Source organism: Stenotrophomonas maltophilia (assembly GCF_006974125.1).
Taxonomy (GTDB): domain Bacteria; phylum Pseudomonadota; class Gammaproteobacteria; order Xanthomonadales; family Xanthomonadaceae; genus Stenotrophomonas; species Stenotrophomonas maltophilia_O.
This window is the reverse complement of record NZ_CP037858.1, coordinates 4,461,960-4,476,703: the sequence shown is the minus strand read 5'-3', so window position 1 is coordinate 4,476,703 and position 14,744 is coordinate 4,461,960. Positions and strand designations below refer to the sequence as shown.

Annotated in this window: 12 protein-coding genes; all 12 read left to right on the top strand. The window is 63.7% G+C overall.

Going from position 1 to position 14,744, the window contains the following annotated elements; translation table 11 throughout:
* Window positions 1-64: 64 nt before the first annotated feature.
* The 12 genes from dnaA to cls all read left to right on the top strand — a co-directional run bounded on the left by dnaA (window position 65) and on the right by cls (window position 14,727).
* Complete coding sequence (gene dnaA / locus EZ304_RS20580) at window positions 65-1,396, top strand: chromosomal replication initiator protein DnaA (RefSeq protein ID WP_005411730.1); 1,332 nt, start codon at window positions 65-67, stop codon at window positions 1,394-1,396.
* 275 nt (window positions 1,397-1,671) lie between these two features.
* Window positions 1,672-2,772 (top strand): DNA polymerase III subunit beta, encoded by a 1,101-nt coding sequence (dnaN, locus tag EZ304_RS20575; RefSeq protein ID WP_005411731.1) that lies wholly within the window; start codon window positions 1,672-1,674, stop codon window positions 2,770-2,772.
* A 993-nt stretch (window positions 2,773-3,765) separates the two neighbouring features.
* Complete coding sequence (gene recF / locus EZ304_RS20570) at window positions 3,766-4,860, top strand: DNA replication/repair protein RecF (RefSeq protein ID WP_142808020.1); 1,095 nt, start codon at window positions 3,766-3,768, stop codon at window positions 4,858-4,860.
* A 112-nt stretch (window positions 4,861-4,972) separates the two neighbouring features.
* Window positions 4,973-7,432 carry a DNA topoisomerase (ATP-hydrolyzing) subunit B gene (gene gyrB / locus EZ304_RS20565; protein ID WP_142808019.1) on the top strand — a complete coding sequence of 820 codons (2,460 nt, stop codon included), beginning with the start codon at window positions 4,973-4,975 and terminating at the stop codon, window positions 7,430-7,432.
* Window positions 7,433-7,499: 67 nt separating this feature from the next.
* Window positions 7,500-8,345, top strand: a complete 846-nt coding sequence (locus EZ304_RS20560) for a CPBP family intramembrane glutamic endopeptidase (protein ID WP_142808018.1) — start codon at window positions 7,500-7,502, stop codon at window positions 8,343-8,345.
* Window positions 8,346-8,416: 71 nt separating this feature from the next.
* Window positions 8,417-9,223: a M48 family metallopeptidase gene (locus EZ304_RS20555; protein WP_010487422.1), complete on the top strand. Its 807-nt coding sequence runs from the start codon at window positions 8,417-8,419 to the stop codon at window positions 9,221-9,223.
* A 132-nt stretch (window positions 9,224-9,355) separates the two neighbouring features.
* On the top strand, window positions 9,356-10,543 hold the full coding sequence (locus EZ304_RS20550; protein ID WP_142808017.1) for a tetratricopeptide repeat protein: 1,188 nt from the start codon (window positions 9,356-9,358) through the stop codon (window positions 10,541-10,543).
* A 143-nt stretch (window positions 10,544-10,686) separates the two neighbouring features.
* Window positions 10,687-11,352, top strand: coding sequence for an energy transducer TonB (locus EZ304_RS20545; RefSeq protein ID WP_142808132.1), 666 nt, complete (start codon window positions 10,687-10,689; stop codon window positions 11,350-11,352).
* 94 nt (window positions 11,353-11,446) lie between these two features.
* The gene (gene exbB / locus EZ304_RS20540) at window positions 11,447-12,208 is read left to right on the top strand and encodes a TonB-system energizer ExbB (RefSeq protein WP_005411738.1); all 762 of its coding nucleotides are present in this window, start codon (window positions 11,447-11,449) and stop codon (window positions 12,206-12,208) included.
* A 57-nt stretch (window positions 12,209-12,265) separates the two neighbouring features.
* Window positions 12,266-12,691: an ExbD/TolR family protein gene (locus tag EZ304_RS20535; RefSeq protein WP_012509603.1), complete on the top strand. Its 426-nt coding sequence runs from the start codon at window positions 12,266-12,268 to the stop codon at window positions 12,689-12,691.
* A 3-nt stretch (window positions 12,692-12,694) separates the two neighbouring features.
* Window positions 12,695-13,108, top strand: a complete 414-nt coding sequence (locus EZ304_RS20530; RefSeq protein WP_004132666.1) for an ExbD/TolR family protein — start codon at window positions 12,695-12,697, stop codon at window positions 13,106-13,108.
* A 158-nt stretch (window positions 13,109-13,266) separates the two neighbouring features.
* A complete protein-coding gene (cls, locus tag EZ304_RS20525) occupies window positions 13,267-14,727 on the top strand; it encodes a cardiolipin synthase (protein ID WP_142808016.1) in 1,461 nt (486 codons plus the stop codon).
* Window positions 14,728-14,744: the final 17 nt, after the last annotated feature.

The following is a 14,744-nucleotide window of genomic DNA, read 5'->3' as shown; positions in this document are numbered from 1 at the left end:
CTTTCCGGCCTGTGTTTGGGCGCCTTGTCGCGTCCATGCCCCGGCCACCGGACGATTATTGCTGATGGATGCTTGGTCCCGTAGTCTCGAGCGCCTCGAAGCGGAGTTCCCGCCGGAAGACGTTCATACCTGGTTGAAGCCGCTGCAGGCCGATCTGCGCGTGGACAGCCTGGTGCTGTATGCACCGAATGCCTTCATCGTCGACCAGGTCCGCGAGCTGTATCTGGCCCGGATCCGCGAACTGCTGGCGCATTTCGCCGGTTTCAGCGACGTTTTCCTTGAAATCGGCTCGCGCCCGCGCCCTGTGGAGGCGCAGAACGCGCCGGTTTCCACGCCATCGGCGCATGTGTCCAGCGAACCGCAGGTGCCGTTTGCCGGCAACCTGGACAATCACTACACGTTCGCCAACTTCGTTGAAGGCCGCAGCAATCAGCTGGGCCTGGCCGCCGCGTTCCAGGCGGCGCAGAAGCCGGGCGACCGCGCGCACAACCCGCTGCTGCTGTACGGAGGCACCGGCCTGGGCAAGACCCACCTGATGTTCGCCGCCGGCAACGCCATGCGCCAGGCCAATCCGGGCGCGAAGGTGCTGTACCTGCGTTCGGAACAGTTCTTCAGCGCGATGATCCGGGCCCTTCAGGAAAAGACCATGGATCAGTTCAAGCGCCAGTTCCAGCAGGTGGACGCGCTGTTGATCGATGACATCCAGTTCTTCGCCGGCAAGGACCGCACCCAGGAAGAGTTCTTCCACACCTTCAACGCGTTGTTCGATGGCAAGCAGCAGATCATCCTGACCTGTGACCGCTATCCGCGCGAAGTCGAGGGCCTGGAAGCGCGCCTGAAGTCGCGGCTTGCCTGGGGCCTGTCGGTCGCGATCGAACCGCCGGACTTCGAGACCCGCGCCGCGATCGTGCTGGCCAAGGCGCGCGAGCGCGGTGCCGAGATTCCCGATGATGTTGCGTTCCTGATCGCCAAGAAGATGCGCTCCAACGTGCGCGACCTCGAGGGCGCGCTCAATACGCTGACCGCCCGCGCCAATTTCACCGGCCGCGCGATCACCACCGAATTCGCCCAGGAAACCCTGCGCGATCTGCTGCGCGCCCAGCAGCAGGCGATCAGCATTCCCAACATCCAGAAAACCGTTGCCGACTACTACGGCCTGCAGATCAAGGATCTGCTGTCGAAGCGTCGGACCCGCTCGCTGGCCCGCCCCCGCCAGGTCGCCATGGCCCTGACCAAGGAACTGACCGAGCACAGCCTGCCCGAGATCGGCGACGCCTTTGCCGGTCGCGATCACACCACGGTGCTGCATGCCTGCCGCCAGATCCGCACCCTGATGGAAACCGACGGCAAGCTCCGCGAGGACTGGGACAAGCTGATCCGGAAGCTGAGCGAATGATGCACGGATGCCGATGAGGCGTCATCGCACAAAACGGTGCAGAATCCGGTAGCAAGCGCGGGACACGTTGTGGATAAAAATGGCGTTTGAAATCGCGCTGAATTTATCCACAACTTTCCCCACCCTCTGGGGGTCGGTAATACAGAGGGTTTCGAGGTCTGAAATTCTTTTATTTACAAAGACTTAGCGTTGTTTTCCAGCGATTCTGTCTCTACCAGCACCACCAAGCTTTTGATTTATTCCACATTTTTTAAAGCATAGGGGCACGGAACCACATGCGTTTCACACTGCAGCGCGAAGCCTTTCTCAAGCCGTTGGCACAGGTCGTCAACGTGGTCGAACGCCGCCAGACCCTTCCGGTTCTGGCCAATTTCCTGGTCCAGGTGCAGAACGGCCAGCTGTCGCTGACCGGTACCGACCTGGAAGTGGAGATGGTGTCGCGGATCGCGGTTGAAGACGCCCAGGACGGCGAAACCACCATTCCCGCCCGCAAGCTGTTCGAGATCATCCGCGCCCTGCCCGACGGCAGCCGGATCACCGTCTCGCAGACCGGTGACAAGATCACCGTGCAGGCCGGCCGCAGCCGCTTCACCCTGGCCACCCTGCCTTCCAACGACTTCCCGTCGGTGGACGAAGTGGAAGCCACTGAGCGCGTGGCCATCGGCGAAGCGACCCTGAAGGAACTGATCGAACGCACCGCGTTCGCGATGGCCCAGCAGGACGTGCGCTACTACCTCAACGGCCTGCTGTTCGATCTGCGCGGCGATGCCCTGCGCACTGTTGCCACCGACGGCCATCGCCTGGCCCTGTGCGAAACCGACCTGGCCAAGCCCAGCGGTTCCAAGCGCCAGATCATCGTGCCGCGCAAGGGCGTGACCGAGCTGCAGCGCCTGCTGGAAAGCGGCGATCGCGAGATCGAGCTGGAAGTCGGCCGCAGCCATGTCCGCGTGAAGCGCGACGATGTCACCTTCACCTCGAAGCTGATCGACGGTCGCTTCCCGGATTACGAAGCAGTGATTCCGATCGGTGCCGACCGTGAAGTGAAGGTGGATCGCGAAGCCCTGCGTGCCTCGCTGCAGCGTGCCGCGATCCTGTCCAACGAGAAGTACCGCGGCATCCGCGTGGAAGTCTCGCCGGGCAACCTGAAGATCAGTGCGCATAACCCGGAGCAGGAAGAAGCCCAGGAAGAGATCGAGGCCGACACCACGGTCAGCGATCTGGCCATTGGCTTCAATGTGAACTACCTGCTGGATGCGCTGTCCGCGCTGCGCGACGAGGAAGTCATCATCCAGCTGCGCGACTCCAACTCCTCCGCGCTGGTGCGTGAATCCAGCAGCGAGAAGTCGCGTCACGTGGTCATGCCGCTGCGCCTCTGACAGCAGCGCGGTTCCACGTGGAACCGAACGACGCCCGGGATCTTCCCGGGCGTTTTTTTTTGTTCCACGTGGAGCATTGGGTCGGGGTGTTGAGCAGCATCCGTTTGCAGGGACGTCCCCCTCATCGCTGGTCCCCTTCTAGCGCTCTGCCTTCAGTACGATTCACGGCGGGTGTTGGGACCAGCGCGATTGCGGCCAATGCTCGCTGACGCATCACATTCAATCGGAAACGCCAGTACCTGGATTCTCAACGTGGGTGTATTCGGCCAGATCTGACTGGATTGGCGAAGCGAGGCACCACTGATGCTGCGATCTCCGCTGCTTCTGCAAACGCGTCTGTCCACAGGGCTGATTCGGGGCAGAACGGGCCGAGCCTAGCTTCTAAATCTGGGTATAAATCTAAAGCATGGTGGTGATGGTAGGGCCAGATCTCGTGGAAAAACCAGCTATCTGCATGATTTAAAACAAATTTATACGGCTGAAACCCCCTGTATAGAGGCCCCTCAGGCTGGGGGGGAACCTGTGGATAGTTTTAAGCGGCAGGGAAAAGGCCTTTTTTATCCACAGATTGCCCATACCTTGTGTATAAGTCATACAGACCCGCTGTGGACAGCGTGAAACGAAGGGGCTGAATTCTTTGAAATCTGTGGAACCCTCCAGGACACTGGATCGCAGATTTGAAGGAATCCGCCGGGTCATCCGAACGCCCCCCGCCGAAGCGCGCACTCATGGCTGTACAAAGGCCCTTAAATCGTTGAAATCTGAGGGTCGATGCCCTGCCGCCCTCAGCAGAATTGAAGGGATTCTGGCCAGGTCCAGGCCTGTAAGCGGTCAAGCGGATGCCCTGGTGCCACGTGGAACGTGCGATTGCCTGGCGCGCAGAGCTCTCTGCTCCGCGTTGCAGCTGGCGCAGCGCGTCCTGCTTGACCGATGCAGTAAGCTGATGGATTCCCTGCCCCGGTACCGCCTCGTGCGGATGGTCTTTCGCGCCCCATGCTTATCCGCCGCCTCGCCCTGCACCAACTGCGTCGCTTCAGTGCGGTGGACCTGTCGCCCCAGCCGGGATTGAACCTGCTGACCGGCGACAACGGTGCCGGCAAGACCAGCGTGCTGGAAGCCCTGCATCTGATGGCCTATGGACGCAGCTTCCGTGGCCGGGTGCGTGATGGATTGGTGCGCCAGGGCCAGGAAGCGTTGGAAATCTTCGTGGAATGGGACGAACAGCGTGCCGATCACTCGCCCCACCGCCGAAAGGCTGGCCTGCGCCACAGTGGCCAGGACTGGAAGGGGCGATTGGACGGCGAAGATGTCGCGCAACTGGGCAATCTCTGCGCAGCGCTGGCCGTGGTGACGTTCGAGCCTGGGAGCCATGCATTGGTCAGTGGTGGTGGGGAACCTCGCCGCCGCTTCCTCGATTGGGGCTTGTTCCACGTGGAACCGGACTTTCTGTCCTTGTGGCGCCGCTACTCCCGGGCGCTGAAGCAGCGCAATGCCCTGCTCAAGCAGGGCGGGCCGTCGCGGATGCTCGATACCTGGGATCACGAGCTGGCCGAGGCTGGAGAACCACTGACCAGCCACCGCCAGCACTACCTGGAGCGTCTGCAGCAACGCACTGTGGCCTTGGCCGCCAGCCTGGCACCGCAACTCGCCATCCAGGGACTGGAACTGAGTCCTGGATGGCGGCGGCATGAACTTCCGCTGGCCGATGCCCTGCTTCTGGCTCGCGAGCGCGACCGTCAGGCCGGCTACACCTCGGTCGGCCCGCACCGGGCGGACTGGAGTGTGGATTTCCAGAGCATTCCTGGTCGCGATGCGCTGTCCCGGGGCCAGGCCAAGCTGACGGCATTGGCCTGCCTGCTCGCGCAGGCCGAAGACTATGCCGAACAGCGTGGCGAATGGCCGGTGATCGCGCTGGATGATCTGGCTTCGGAGCTGGATCGCACCCACCAGGCGCGGGTACTGGAGCGCCTGCTCAATGGCCCAGCACAGATCTTCATCACCGCCACCGAAACTCCGGCGGCGCTGCAGGAATTGACCCAGATCGCCCGGTTCCACGTGGAACATGCACAGATCGTGGCTGTGCCATAGTGGGCACACCAGGGCCGCTCGACCCCGGCTGGTATAATTCGGGTTGGAATCCTTTCATTCTCGGCGCATCGCTCCAAGCGGTGGCCGACCTGCGGAGCCTACGGCAAGCGCAATGAGCGACGAACAGAACACCCCGGCAAACAACGGCAATTACGACGCCAACAGCATTACCGCCCTGGAAGGCCTGGAGGCTGTCCGCAAGCGTCCCGGTATGTACATCGGTGATGTGCATGACGGCACCGGTCTGCACCACATGGTGTTCGAGGTCGTCGACAACTCGATCGACGAAGCGCTGGCCGGCCACGCCGACCATGTCGCGGTGACGATCCACGCTGACGGTTCGGTTTCGGTGTCCGACAACGGCCGTGGTATCCCGACCGGCAAGCACGAACAGATGAGTGCCAAGCTCGGTCGCGAAGTGTCTGCGGCCGAAGTCGTCATGACCGTCCTGCACGCAGGCGGCAAGTTCGACGACAACAGCTACAAGGTTTCGGGCGGCCTGCATGGCGTCGGCGTCAGCGTGGTCAACGCGCTGTCGCAGAAGCTGCTGGTGGACGTGTTCCAGAACGGCTTCCACTACCAGCAGGAATTCAGCGACGGCGCCGCCGTGACCGCACTGGCCACGCTGGAAACCACCACCAAGCGCGGCACCACCGTGCGCTTCTGGCCGTCCACCGTTGCCTTCCACGACAACGTGGAATTCCACTACGACATCCTGGCACGCCGCCTGCGCGAACTGTCGTTCCTGAACTCCGGCGTCAAGATCGTTCTTGCTGACGAGCGTGGCGACGGCCGCCGCGACGACTTCCACTACGAAGGCGGCATCCGCAGCTTCGTGGAGCACCTGGCCCAGCTGAAGACCCCGCTGCACCCGAATGTCATCTCGGTTACCGGCGAGCACAATGGCATCGTGGTGGATGTGGCGCTGCAGTGGACCGACTCCTACCAGGAGACGATGTACTGCTTCACCAACAACATCCCGCAGAAGGACGGCGGTACCCACCTGGCCGGTTTCCGCGGTGCGCTGACCCGCGTGCTCAACAACTACATCGAGCAGAACGGCATCGCCAAGCAGGCCAAGATCAACCTGACCGGCGACGACATGCGCGAAGGCATGATCGCCGTGCTGTCGGTGAAGGTGCCGGACCCGAGCTTCTCCAGCCAGACCAAGGAAAAGCTGGTCAGCTCGGACGTGCGCCCGGCGGTGGAAAACGCCTTCGGTGCGCGCCTGGAAGAGTTCCTGCAGGAAAACCCGAACGAAGCCAAGGCGATCGCCGGCAAGATCGTCGACGCCGCGCGTGCACGTGAAGCCGCGCGCAAGGCCCGCGACCTGACCCGCCGCAAGGGTGCGCTGGATATCGCCGGCCTGCCGGGCAAGCTGGCCGACTGCCAGGAAAAGGATCCGGCGCTGTCCGAACTGTTCATCGTCGAGGGTGACTCGGCAGGTGGTTCGGCCAAGCAGGGCCGCAACCGCAAGAACCAGGCGGTGCTGCCGCTGCGCGGCAAGATCCTCAACGTGGAACGCGCACGCTTCGACCGCATGCTGTCCTCCGACCAGGTCGGTACGCTGATCACCGCGCTGGGCACCGGCATCGGCCGTGACGAGTACAACCCGGACAAGCTGCGTTACCACAAGATCATCATCATGACCGACGCCGACGTCGACGGCGCCCACATCCGCACCCTGCTGCTGACGTTCTTCTACCGTCAGATGCCGGAGCTGATCGAGCGCGGTTACGTCTACACCGGCCTGCCGCCGCTGTACAAGATCAAGCAGGGCAAGCAGGAGTTGTACCTGAAGGACGACCCGGCGCTGGACAGCTACCTGGCCAGCAGCGCAGTGGAAAACGCTGCGCTGGTGCCGGCCACCGGCGAGCCGGGCATCGAAGGCCTGGCGCTGGAGAAGCTGCTGCTGGCCTACGCTGCTGCCCTCGATTCCATCGAGCGCAACGCGCACCGCTATGACCGCAACCTGCTCGAAGCGCTGGTCGATTTCGTGCCGATGGATCTGGAGAGCCTGCGCAATGCCGGTGAAGGCGAAGGCCTGGATGCATTGGCCAAGCGCCTCAACCAGGGCAGCCTGGGCAGCCCGCGCTTCAGCCTGGAGTTGCAGGAAGCCAACGACGAGCGCCCGGCCGCCGTGCTGGTGACCCGTCGCCACATGGGCGAACAGCACATCCAGGTGCTGCCGATGTCGGCGTTCGAAAGCGGCGAACTGCGCGCGATCCACCAGGCGTCCAAGCTGCTGCATGGCCTGGTCCGCGAAGGTGCGACCATCTCCCGCGGCGCCAAGTCGATCGAAGTGGACAGCTTTGCCAAGGCGCAGAACTGGTTGCTCGAAGAGGCCAAGCGCGGCCGCCAGATCCAGCGATTCAAGGGTCTGGGTGAAATGAATCCGGAGCAGTTGTGGGACACCACCGTGAACCCGGAAACCCGCCGACTGCTGCAGGTGCGCATCGAAGACGCTGTCGCAGCCGACCAGATCTTCAGCACCCTGATGGGCGATGTCGTCGAACCGCGTCGCGATTTCATCGAGGACAACGCACTGAAGGTCGCCAACCTGGATATCTGACACAATCCGGTGATGGCCGGTGCGCGGGGAGGCGCGCCGGCCTTCGATCCTTGAACGCAGGTACCTGATGTCCGCATCCGCCCCGGTTTCCGCCCCGCCCCCGATTCCGCCGGCCTCGGCCGCGCCGCGTGTCGTTTCACCGCTGGCGGGTTTTTTCATCGACCTGGGCATCGCCGCTGTCACCCTGTTTGGCCTGAGCCTGATCAGCGGCCTGCTGTGGGGCCTTTACCGTGGCGTGGTGGTTGGCTACGCCAATGCGCAGGCCAGCGGTGGAACGGCCGACGCCGGTTCGGTCGCGGCGACACTGGGCCAGCCCGGCGCGCTTGCGCAGATTCTCATGGCGCTGTTTGCCACCGGTGGTGCTGCGTTGCTGCTGTACTTCTGGCGACGGCCAGCCAACGCCGCCGAACGTCAGGCGTCGCGCCAGGCGCTGCGCCGCCCCTCCACCTGGGGCTGGACCCTGCTGGTGGCGACCCTGATCGTGCTCGGCAGCAACGGCATTGCCTTCCTGGCCAAGCAGTTCGGCATCGAGCCTGTCCCCACCAATCTGGCGCTGATGCAGAGCGCGATCGCACGTTTCCCGTTGTTCCTGGTGCTGTTCGCGGTGGTACTGGCGCCAGCCTACGAAGAACTGCTGTTCCGCCGCGTGCTGTTTGGCCGCCTGTGGAAGGCGGGGCGCCCGTGGTTGGGCGTGGTGCTGAGCAGCCTCGCATTCGCCCTGATCCATGAGATCCCCGGCACCAGCGCCAATGGCCCAGCCGAAATCGCACAGCTGTGGCTGGTCTATGGTGGCATGGGGGCTGCGTTCTGCTGGCTCTACCAGCGTACCGGCACGTTGTGGGCGGCGATCACCGCGCATGCGTTGAACAATGCGGTTGCCCTTGCCGCGATGGTGTTTCTGGGGTCAACGTAACGCCGCGTCCGCTTGACGAAAGATTAAGCCGCTACGCTACACACTGCGCATATGAACACGGGGGAGCTTCCATGAAACAACTGCTGCTGGCCCTTGTCATCACCACCCTGGTCAGCGCCTGCGCGACCACCACCTCCCCTACCGGCCGCCGGCAGATGGTGGGCGGCGTCTCGCAGGCACAGCTGGACCAGCTCGGCGCACAGGCGTTCGCCGAAACAAAACAGAAGGAAAAGATCAGCACCGACGGCCGCCAGAACGGTTACGTGCAGTGCGTGGTCAATGCCCTGGTCGCGCAGTTGCCGCCTCAATACCGTGGCGTACGGTGGGAGACGGCGGTGTTCGTCGACAAGGAGCCCAACGCATTCGCCCTGCCCGGCGGCAAGGTCGGTGTGAACACCGGCATCTTCACCGTCGCCAAGAACCAGGACCAGCTGGCTGCCGTGATCGGCCATGAAATCGGCCACGTCATCGCCCGCCACCATGAAGAGCGCATCACCCGCCAGATGGGCGCGCAGACCGGCTTGGCCGTGCTCGGTGCGCTGGCCGGTGCGGCCTACGGCGAAGGCGCTGCCAGCACCGTCAACCAGCTCGGCGGCATGGGCGCGCAGACCGCCTTCCTGCTGCCCGGCTCGCGCACCCAGGAAAGCGAGGCTGACGTGATCGGCCAACGGCTGATGGCCCAGGCCGGCTTCAATCCGGCGCAGGCAGTCGATCTGTGGCAGAACATGATGGCCGCCAGCGGCGGCCGCAGCCCGCAATGGCTGTCCACCCACCCTGATCCGGCCAACCGGATCCAGGAACTGCGACGCGATGCCCCGGCCCTGACGCCGGTCTATCAGCAGGCGCAGGCGGCCGGGCTACGGCCAAAGTGCGGATGAGTGCGCAGTTCTATGCTGTATTGCAGCACATAAAACGATTTCTCACGCCATCTGTTTCTGATACGTTTGGCGGCTCAGATTTTTCTGACAGTCCGACTTTGCCGCTAACCGGCGGTTCGATCGAGGTGAACGATGATTTTCCGTAACCACAAAGCTGTGCTTTCCGTCCTCGTCGCGACCGCCCTGACCGGCGCCGTGGTCACCGATGCCTTCGCGCAGTCCTCGCGTTCCTCCGAGCGCGGCAACCGCGGCGGCAAGCAGGCCAAGGCCGAGGCGCTGTACCCGAACGCGACCCGCCAGGAGCCGACGGTCAAGGCCTCGGCCAAGATGGGCAGCAAGCTGCAGAAAATGATCGACAGCTACAACAAGGAAAAGTTCCCGGAGACCCGCACCCAGGCCGACGCCATCCTGGCTGACAGCGCCGCGAACGAGTACGACAAGTCGCTGGCCGCGCAGCTGGCCTCGCAGGCGGCCTACCAGACCGACGACGCCCCGGCGGCGATCGCCTATCTGAAGCAGGTCCTGCAGTTCAACGGGCTGGACAACAACGGCCACTTCCAGTCGATGCTGATGCTGGGCCAGCTGGAACTGCAGGAAGACAAGACCGCCGAAGGCCTGGCAACCCTCGACAAGTACTTTGCCGAGAGCAAGTCGACCAAGCCGGAAGAACTGATCGCCAAGGGCCAGGCGCTGTACCAGCTGGAGCGCTACCAGGAAGCGATCCCGGTGCTGAAGCAGGCCATCGCCGGTTCCGCCGAACCGAAGGACAACTGGAACCAGCTGCTGATGGCGGCCCTGTCCGAAGCCGGCCAGTCCGGTGAAGCGGTCAAGGAAGCCGAGGCGCTGGCCGCCAAGAACCCGAACGACAAGAAGGCCCAGCTGAATCTGGCCAGCATGTACATGCAGGCCGACCAGATGGACAAGGCGGCCGCGGTGATGGACAAGCTGCGCAGCAGCGGCCAGCTCACCGAAGAGCGCGAGTACAAGCAGCTGTACTCCATCTATGCCAACACCGACAAAAAGGAAAAGGACGTCATCGCGGTCATCAACGAAGGGTTGCAGAAGGGCATCCTGAAGCCGGACTACCAGGTTTACCTGGCGCTGGCCCAGTCCTACTACTACTCCGACCAGGTGCCGCAGGCGATCGATGCGTGGCAGAAGGCTGCCCCGCTGTCCAAGGACGGTGAGACCTACCTGAACCTGGCACGCGTCCTGCATGCCGAAGGTCGCATCCCGGAGGCCAAGCAGGCCGCCCAGCAGGCGCTGGCGAAGGGTGTGAAGAACCAGGCTGATGCCAAGAAAATCATCAACCTGAAGTAAGTAGGAATAACGCCTGAATGCCTGCTCAGTTGATGCGCAGGCGCTCAGGATTGGTATAAGCTTGGAGGTTCCTGCGGTGTCATGCACCACTGATCAGGGATTCCGCCCCCGGCATCCCGGCCCCACTATTGAGCTCTTGGCGCATGACGGAACAACTAGTCGTTCACCGGTACGAACAACCCGATGACAAGGGGCTGAGCTGGCCTCGCATCGTCGGCATCGCGTTTGTAATTGCCCTGCATCTGGCCGCCTTCATGATGCTCCTCATTCCCGCCGTGGCTCCCAAGGCCGTGGCTGAGAAGGAGCGCAACGTCATGGTGACCATCGTCGATGCGCCGCCGCCGCCGCCCCCGCCGCCGCCGCCGCCGCCGACCGATACTCCGCCGCCGCCGGTGAAGAATCTGTCGCCGCCGAAGCCGTCGCCGGTCCCGCCGCCGCCGCAGGCGCCGGTCGTGGACGTGCCGGAGCCGCGCCCGAGCGATATCGTCACCCCGCCGTCGCCCCCCGCGCCGCCGGCACCTGCGACCTCGATCGAGGCCAGCGTGGACATCTCGTCGAAGGCCATGAATCCGCCGCGCTACCCGCCGGCAGCCTTCCGCGCTGGTATCCAGGGCGAAGTGATCCTGATCATTGATGTCGATGCCAGCGGCAACGTCACCAATGTCACGGTGGAAAAGTCCAGCCGTAACCGCGACCTGGACCGTGCCGCGATGGAAGCGGCTCGCAAGTGGCGCTTCAACGCCGCTGAATCTGGCGGTAAGAAGGCGGCAGGTCGCGTTCGCGTCCCGGTCAACTTTGCGCTGAACTGATGCGCCCGGGTGGCCGACTGGCCACCCCCGCTCCCGGTTCGATTGTTTAGCTTAGCTACACCCTTTATCACCACACACAACAAAGGTAAGCGTCATGCTGCAGGAAATTTTCATCGCCGCTGCTGCCGGGGGCAATCCGTCCAACGCCCTGTCGCAGATGGGCTTCGAGCACCTGATCCACGAAATGACCACCAAGCCGGGTGATTTCGCGGTTTCCTGGGTCGTGCTGCTGACCCTGATCGCCATGTCGGCCATGTCCTGGTACTGGACCGTCATCAACATCTTCCGTGCCACCCGCCTGAAGAGCGCCGCTGATCGCGTCGTCAGCCTGTTCTGGGATACCCCGAACGCGCAGGACGCCATCCGTGCGATGGAAGAGCAGCCGGCTTCGGAGCCGTTCTCGAAGATCGCCCTGGACGCTGCCCAGGCAGCTGCCCACCACCAGCGTGCTGAAGGCGGTGCCACCGGCGGCGTCGGTGAGAACCTGAGCCGTTCGGAGTTCGTCGACCGCGCCCTGCGTCAGGCCGTGACCCGCGAAAGCAACAAGCTGCAGTCGGGCATGACCCTGCTGGCCACCGTCGGCGCGACCGCTCCGTTCGTCGGTCTGCTGGGTACCGTGTGGGGCATCTACGGCGCGCTGATCAAGATCGGTGCCACCGGCTCCGCTTCGATCGACGCCGTTGCCGGCCCGGTGGGTGAAGCGCTGATCATGACCGCGATCGGTCTGTTCGTCGCGATCCCGGCCGTGTTCGCCTTCAACTTCTTCAGCAAGATCAACAGCGCGACCATCAGCAAGTTCGATACCTTCGCGCACGACCTGCACGACTTCTTCGCCACCGGTTCGCGCGTCCGCTAATTGCGACGCGCTGTACCCAGCGAGAACGTAGTCAACACGATCTAGACGGAGCCCGTTATGGCTTTCAGTAGTGGTAACAGCGGCGGCCCCATGGCCGACATCAACGTTACGCCCCTCGTGGACGTGATGCTGGTGCTGCTGATCATCTTCATCATCACGGCGCCCCTGATGTCCCACAAGGTCAAGGTGGATCTGCCGGAGGCCAACCTGGTCCAGAAGCCGGACGACACCAACGACCGAAAGGGTCCCATCACCCTGGCAGTCAAGGAAGATGGCTCGATCTACTGGAACGACGAAGAAATCAACAAGCAGACTCTCGAGTCGCGCTTGGCGACCGCCGCCCAGCAGACCCCGCAGCCGCCGCTGAACCTGCGTGGTGACCGCACCACCAAGATGCGGGTCATCAACGAGATGACCAAGATCGCGCAGGAACAGGGCATGCTGGACGTGGGCTTCGTCGCGACCAAAGAGAAGGGGCAGTAAGCCATGGCATTCAGTAGTGGTGGTGGCAAGGGCCCCATGGCAGACATCAACGTCACGCCCCTCGTGGACGTGATGCTGGTTCTGCTGATCATCTTCATCGTGACCGCGCCGATCATGACGTACCCGATCGCCGTGGACCTGCCGCAGCGCGTGCTCAACCCACCGCCGCAGCTGGTCGAACCGCCGCCGCCGATCGAACTGAAGATCGACGCCAGCAACCAGGTCTCGTGGAACAACAGCCCGATCAATGCGAGCGAGCTGCAGCAGCGGATGGAGCAGGAGGTCCAGCGTGACCCGACCAACCAGCCGGAACTGCGCATCGACGCCAGCCCGGATTCCGAGTACGACGTGATGGCCAAGGTTCTGGCCGCCGCGAAGAATGCTCAGATGAAAAAGATCGGTTTTGTGCAGCAGTAATCGCTACACCGCAACACAACAGTCATGACGCGACTGCAGACGCCCCTGGAAACAGGGGCGTCTTTTTTGTGCCTGTGGTGCCTCGATGGGGTCAGATCCCTTTTCCGCAGGAAAGGGATCTGACCCCATCAAGTTGCGTGCGCCGCTATGATCGGTGGATGCTCGCCCTCTTCGACTCCCTGCGTCACTGGCTTGATGGCATCGCCCACCTCGGCACGATCCTGGCGGTGGCCTATCTGCTGTACCTGTTCGCGCTGGCGGGCTGGATCATGCTGCAGAAGCGCGAGCCGGTCGCCACGCTGAGCTGGATCCTGTCACTGGCGCTGCTGCCCTACCTGGGTCTCTTCATCTACTACCTGCTGGGCCCGCAGAAGGTGAAGCGGCAGCGCCTGCGTCGTGGCCGCGCGCGTTCGGGCATGGAGCATTACAGTGATGTCTGCCCACCGGATGCCGACTGCACCGAGCTGGCCAAGATCGCCCAGGCCACGACAGGATTGGCGCCGAGCAGCGCCACCGAAGTGACTTGGCTGGTGGACGGCGCCGCGACCTACGCGGCCTTGCTGGAAGCCGTCGCGCAGGCGCGCGACCACGTGCATCTGGAGTACTACATCTTCAATCCCGACCACGCCGGAACCGCTCTGCGCGACGCCCTGGTCGAGCGCGCGCGGGCCGGCGTGCAGGTGCGCCTGCTGCTCGATGCAGTGGGTTCTTCCGCTCTGCCCCGCCGCTTCCTGCAGCCTCTGGTCGATGCCGGCGGCGAGGCGGTCTGGTTCCATCCGCGGCAGCTGCTGAAGCCCTTCAAGCGCCCCTGGTTGAACCTGCGCACCCACCGCAAGCTGGTGATCGTCGATGGCCGCCTGGCGTTCACCGGTGGCATCAACATCACCGACGACGAAGACGAGAGCCGCAGGCCGGACGCCTACCGCGACCTGCACATGCGCATCCGCGGCCACGTGGTGCGCAGCCTGCAGCTGGTGTTCGCCGAGGACTGGCTCTATGCCAGCGGCCAGGATCATTCGCGCTTCGACATTGCCCGCCTCTGGCCGGCCGACATGCCACTGCGCGCGGATGGCCCGATCAACGCCCAGGTGCTGGTTTCCGGCCCGGACTCGGGCTGGGAAACCATCCACCGCCTGCACGTGGCGGCGATCCAGGAAGCACACGAGCGGGTGTGGCTGGTGACGCCCTACTTCGTGCCCGGCGAAGCAGCGCGGATGGCCCTGACTTCGGCCGCGCTGGGCGGCCTGGAAGTGCGCCTGCTGGTGCCGAAGATGAGCGACTCCTGGTTCGTCACCCAGGCCGCGCGCTCCTATTTCGACGAACTGCTGCACGCCGGGGTGAAGATCTACGAGTACGGCCCGCGCATGCTGCATACCAAGGCCTTCATCGCCGATGACGATGTCTGCATCGTCGGCAGCGCCAACTTCGACCACCGCAGCTTCCGGCTGAACTTCGAGCTGTCGATGATGATCAGCGACCGTGACCGCGTCGCCGCGCTGGCCGAACTGCTGCAGGGCGAATTCGACCGTTCCACGCGGGTGCACGACCAGGCCGGCCGCTCGTTGTGGCTGCACCGCCTGCCCGAGGCCTTCGCCCGGCTGGCCTCGCCGCTGCTCTGACGCAGCGCTACACTGCG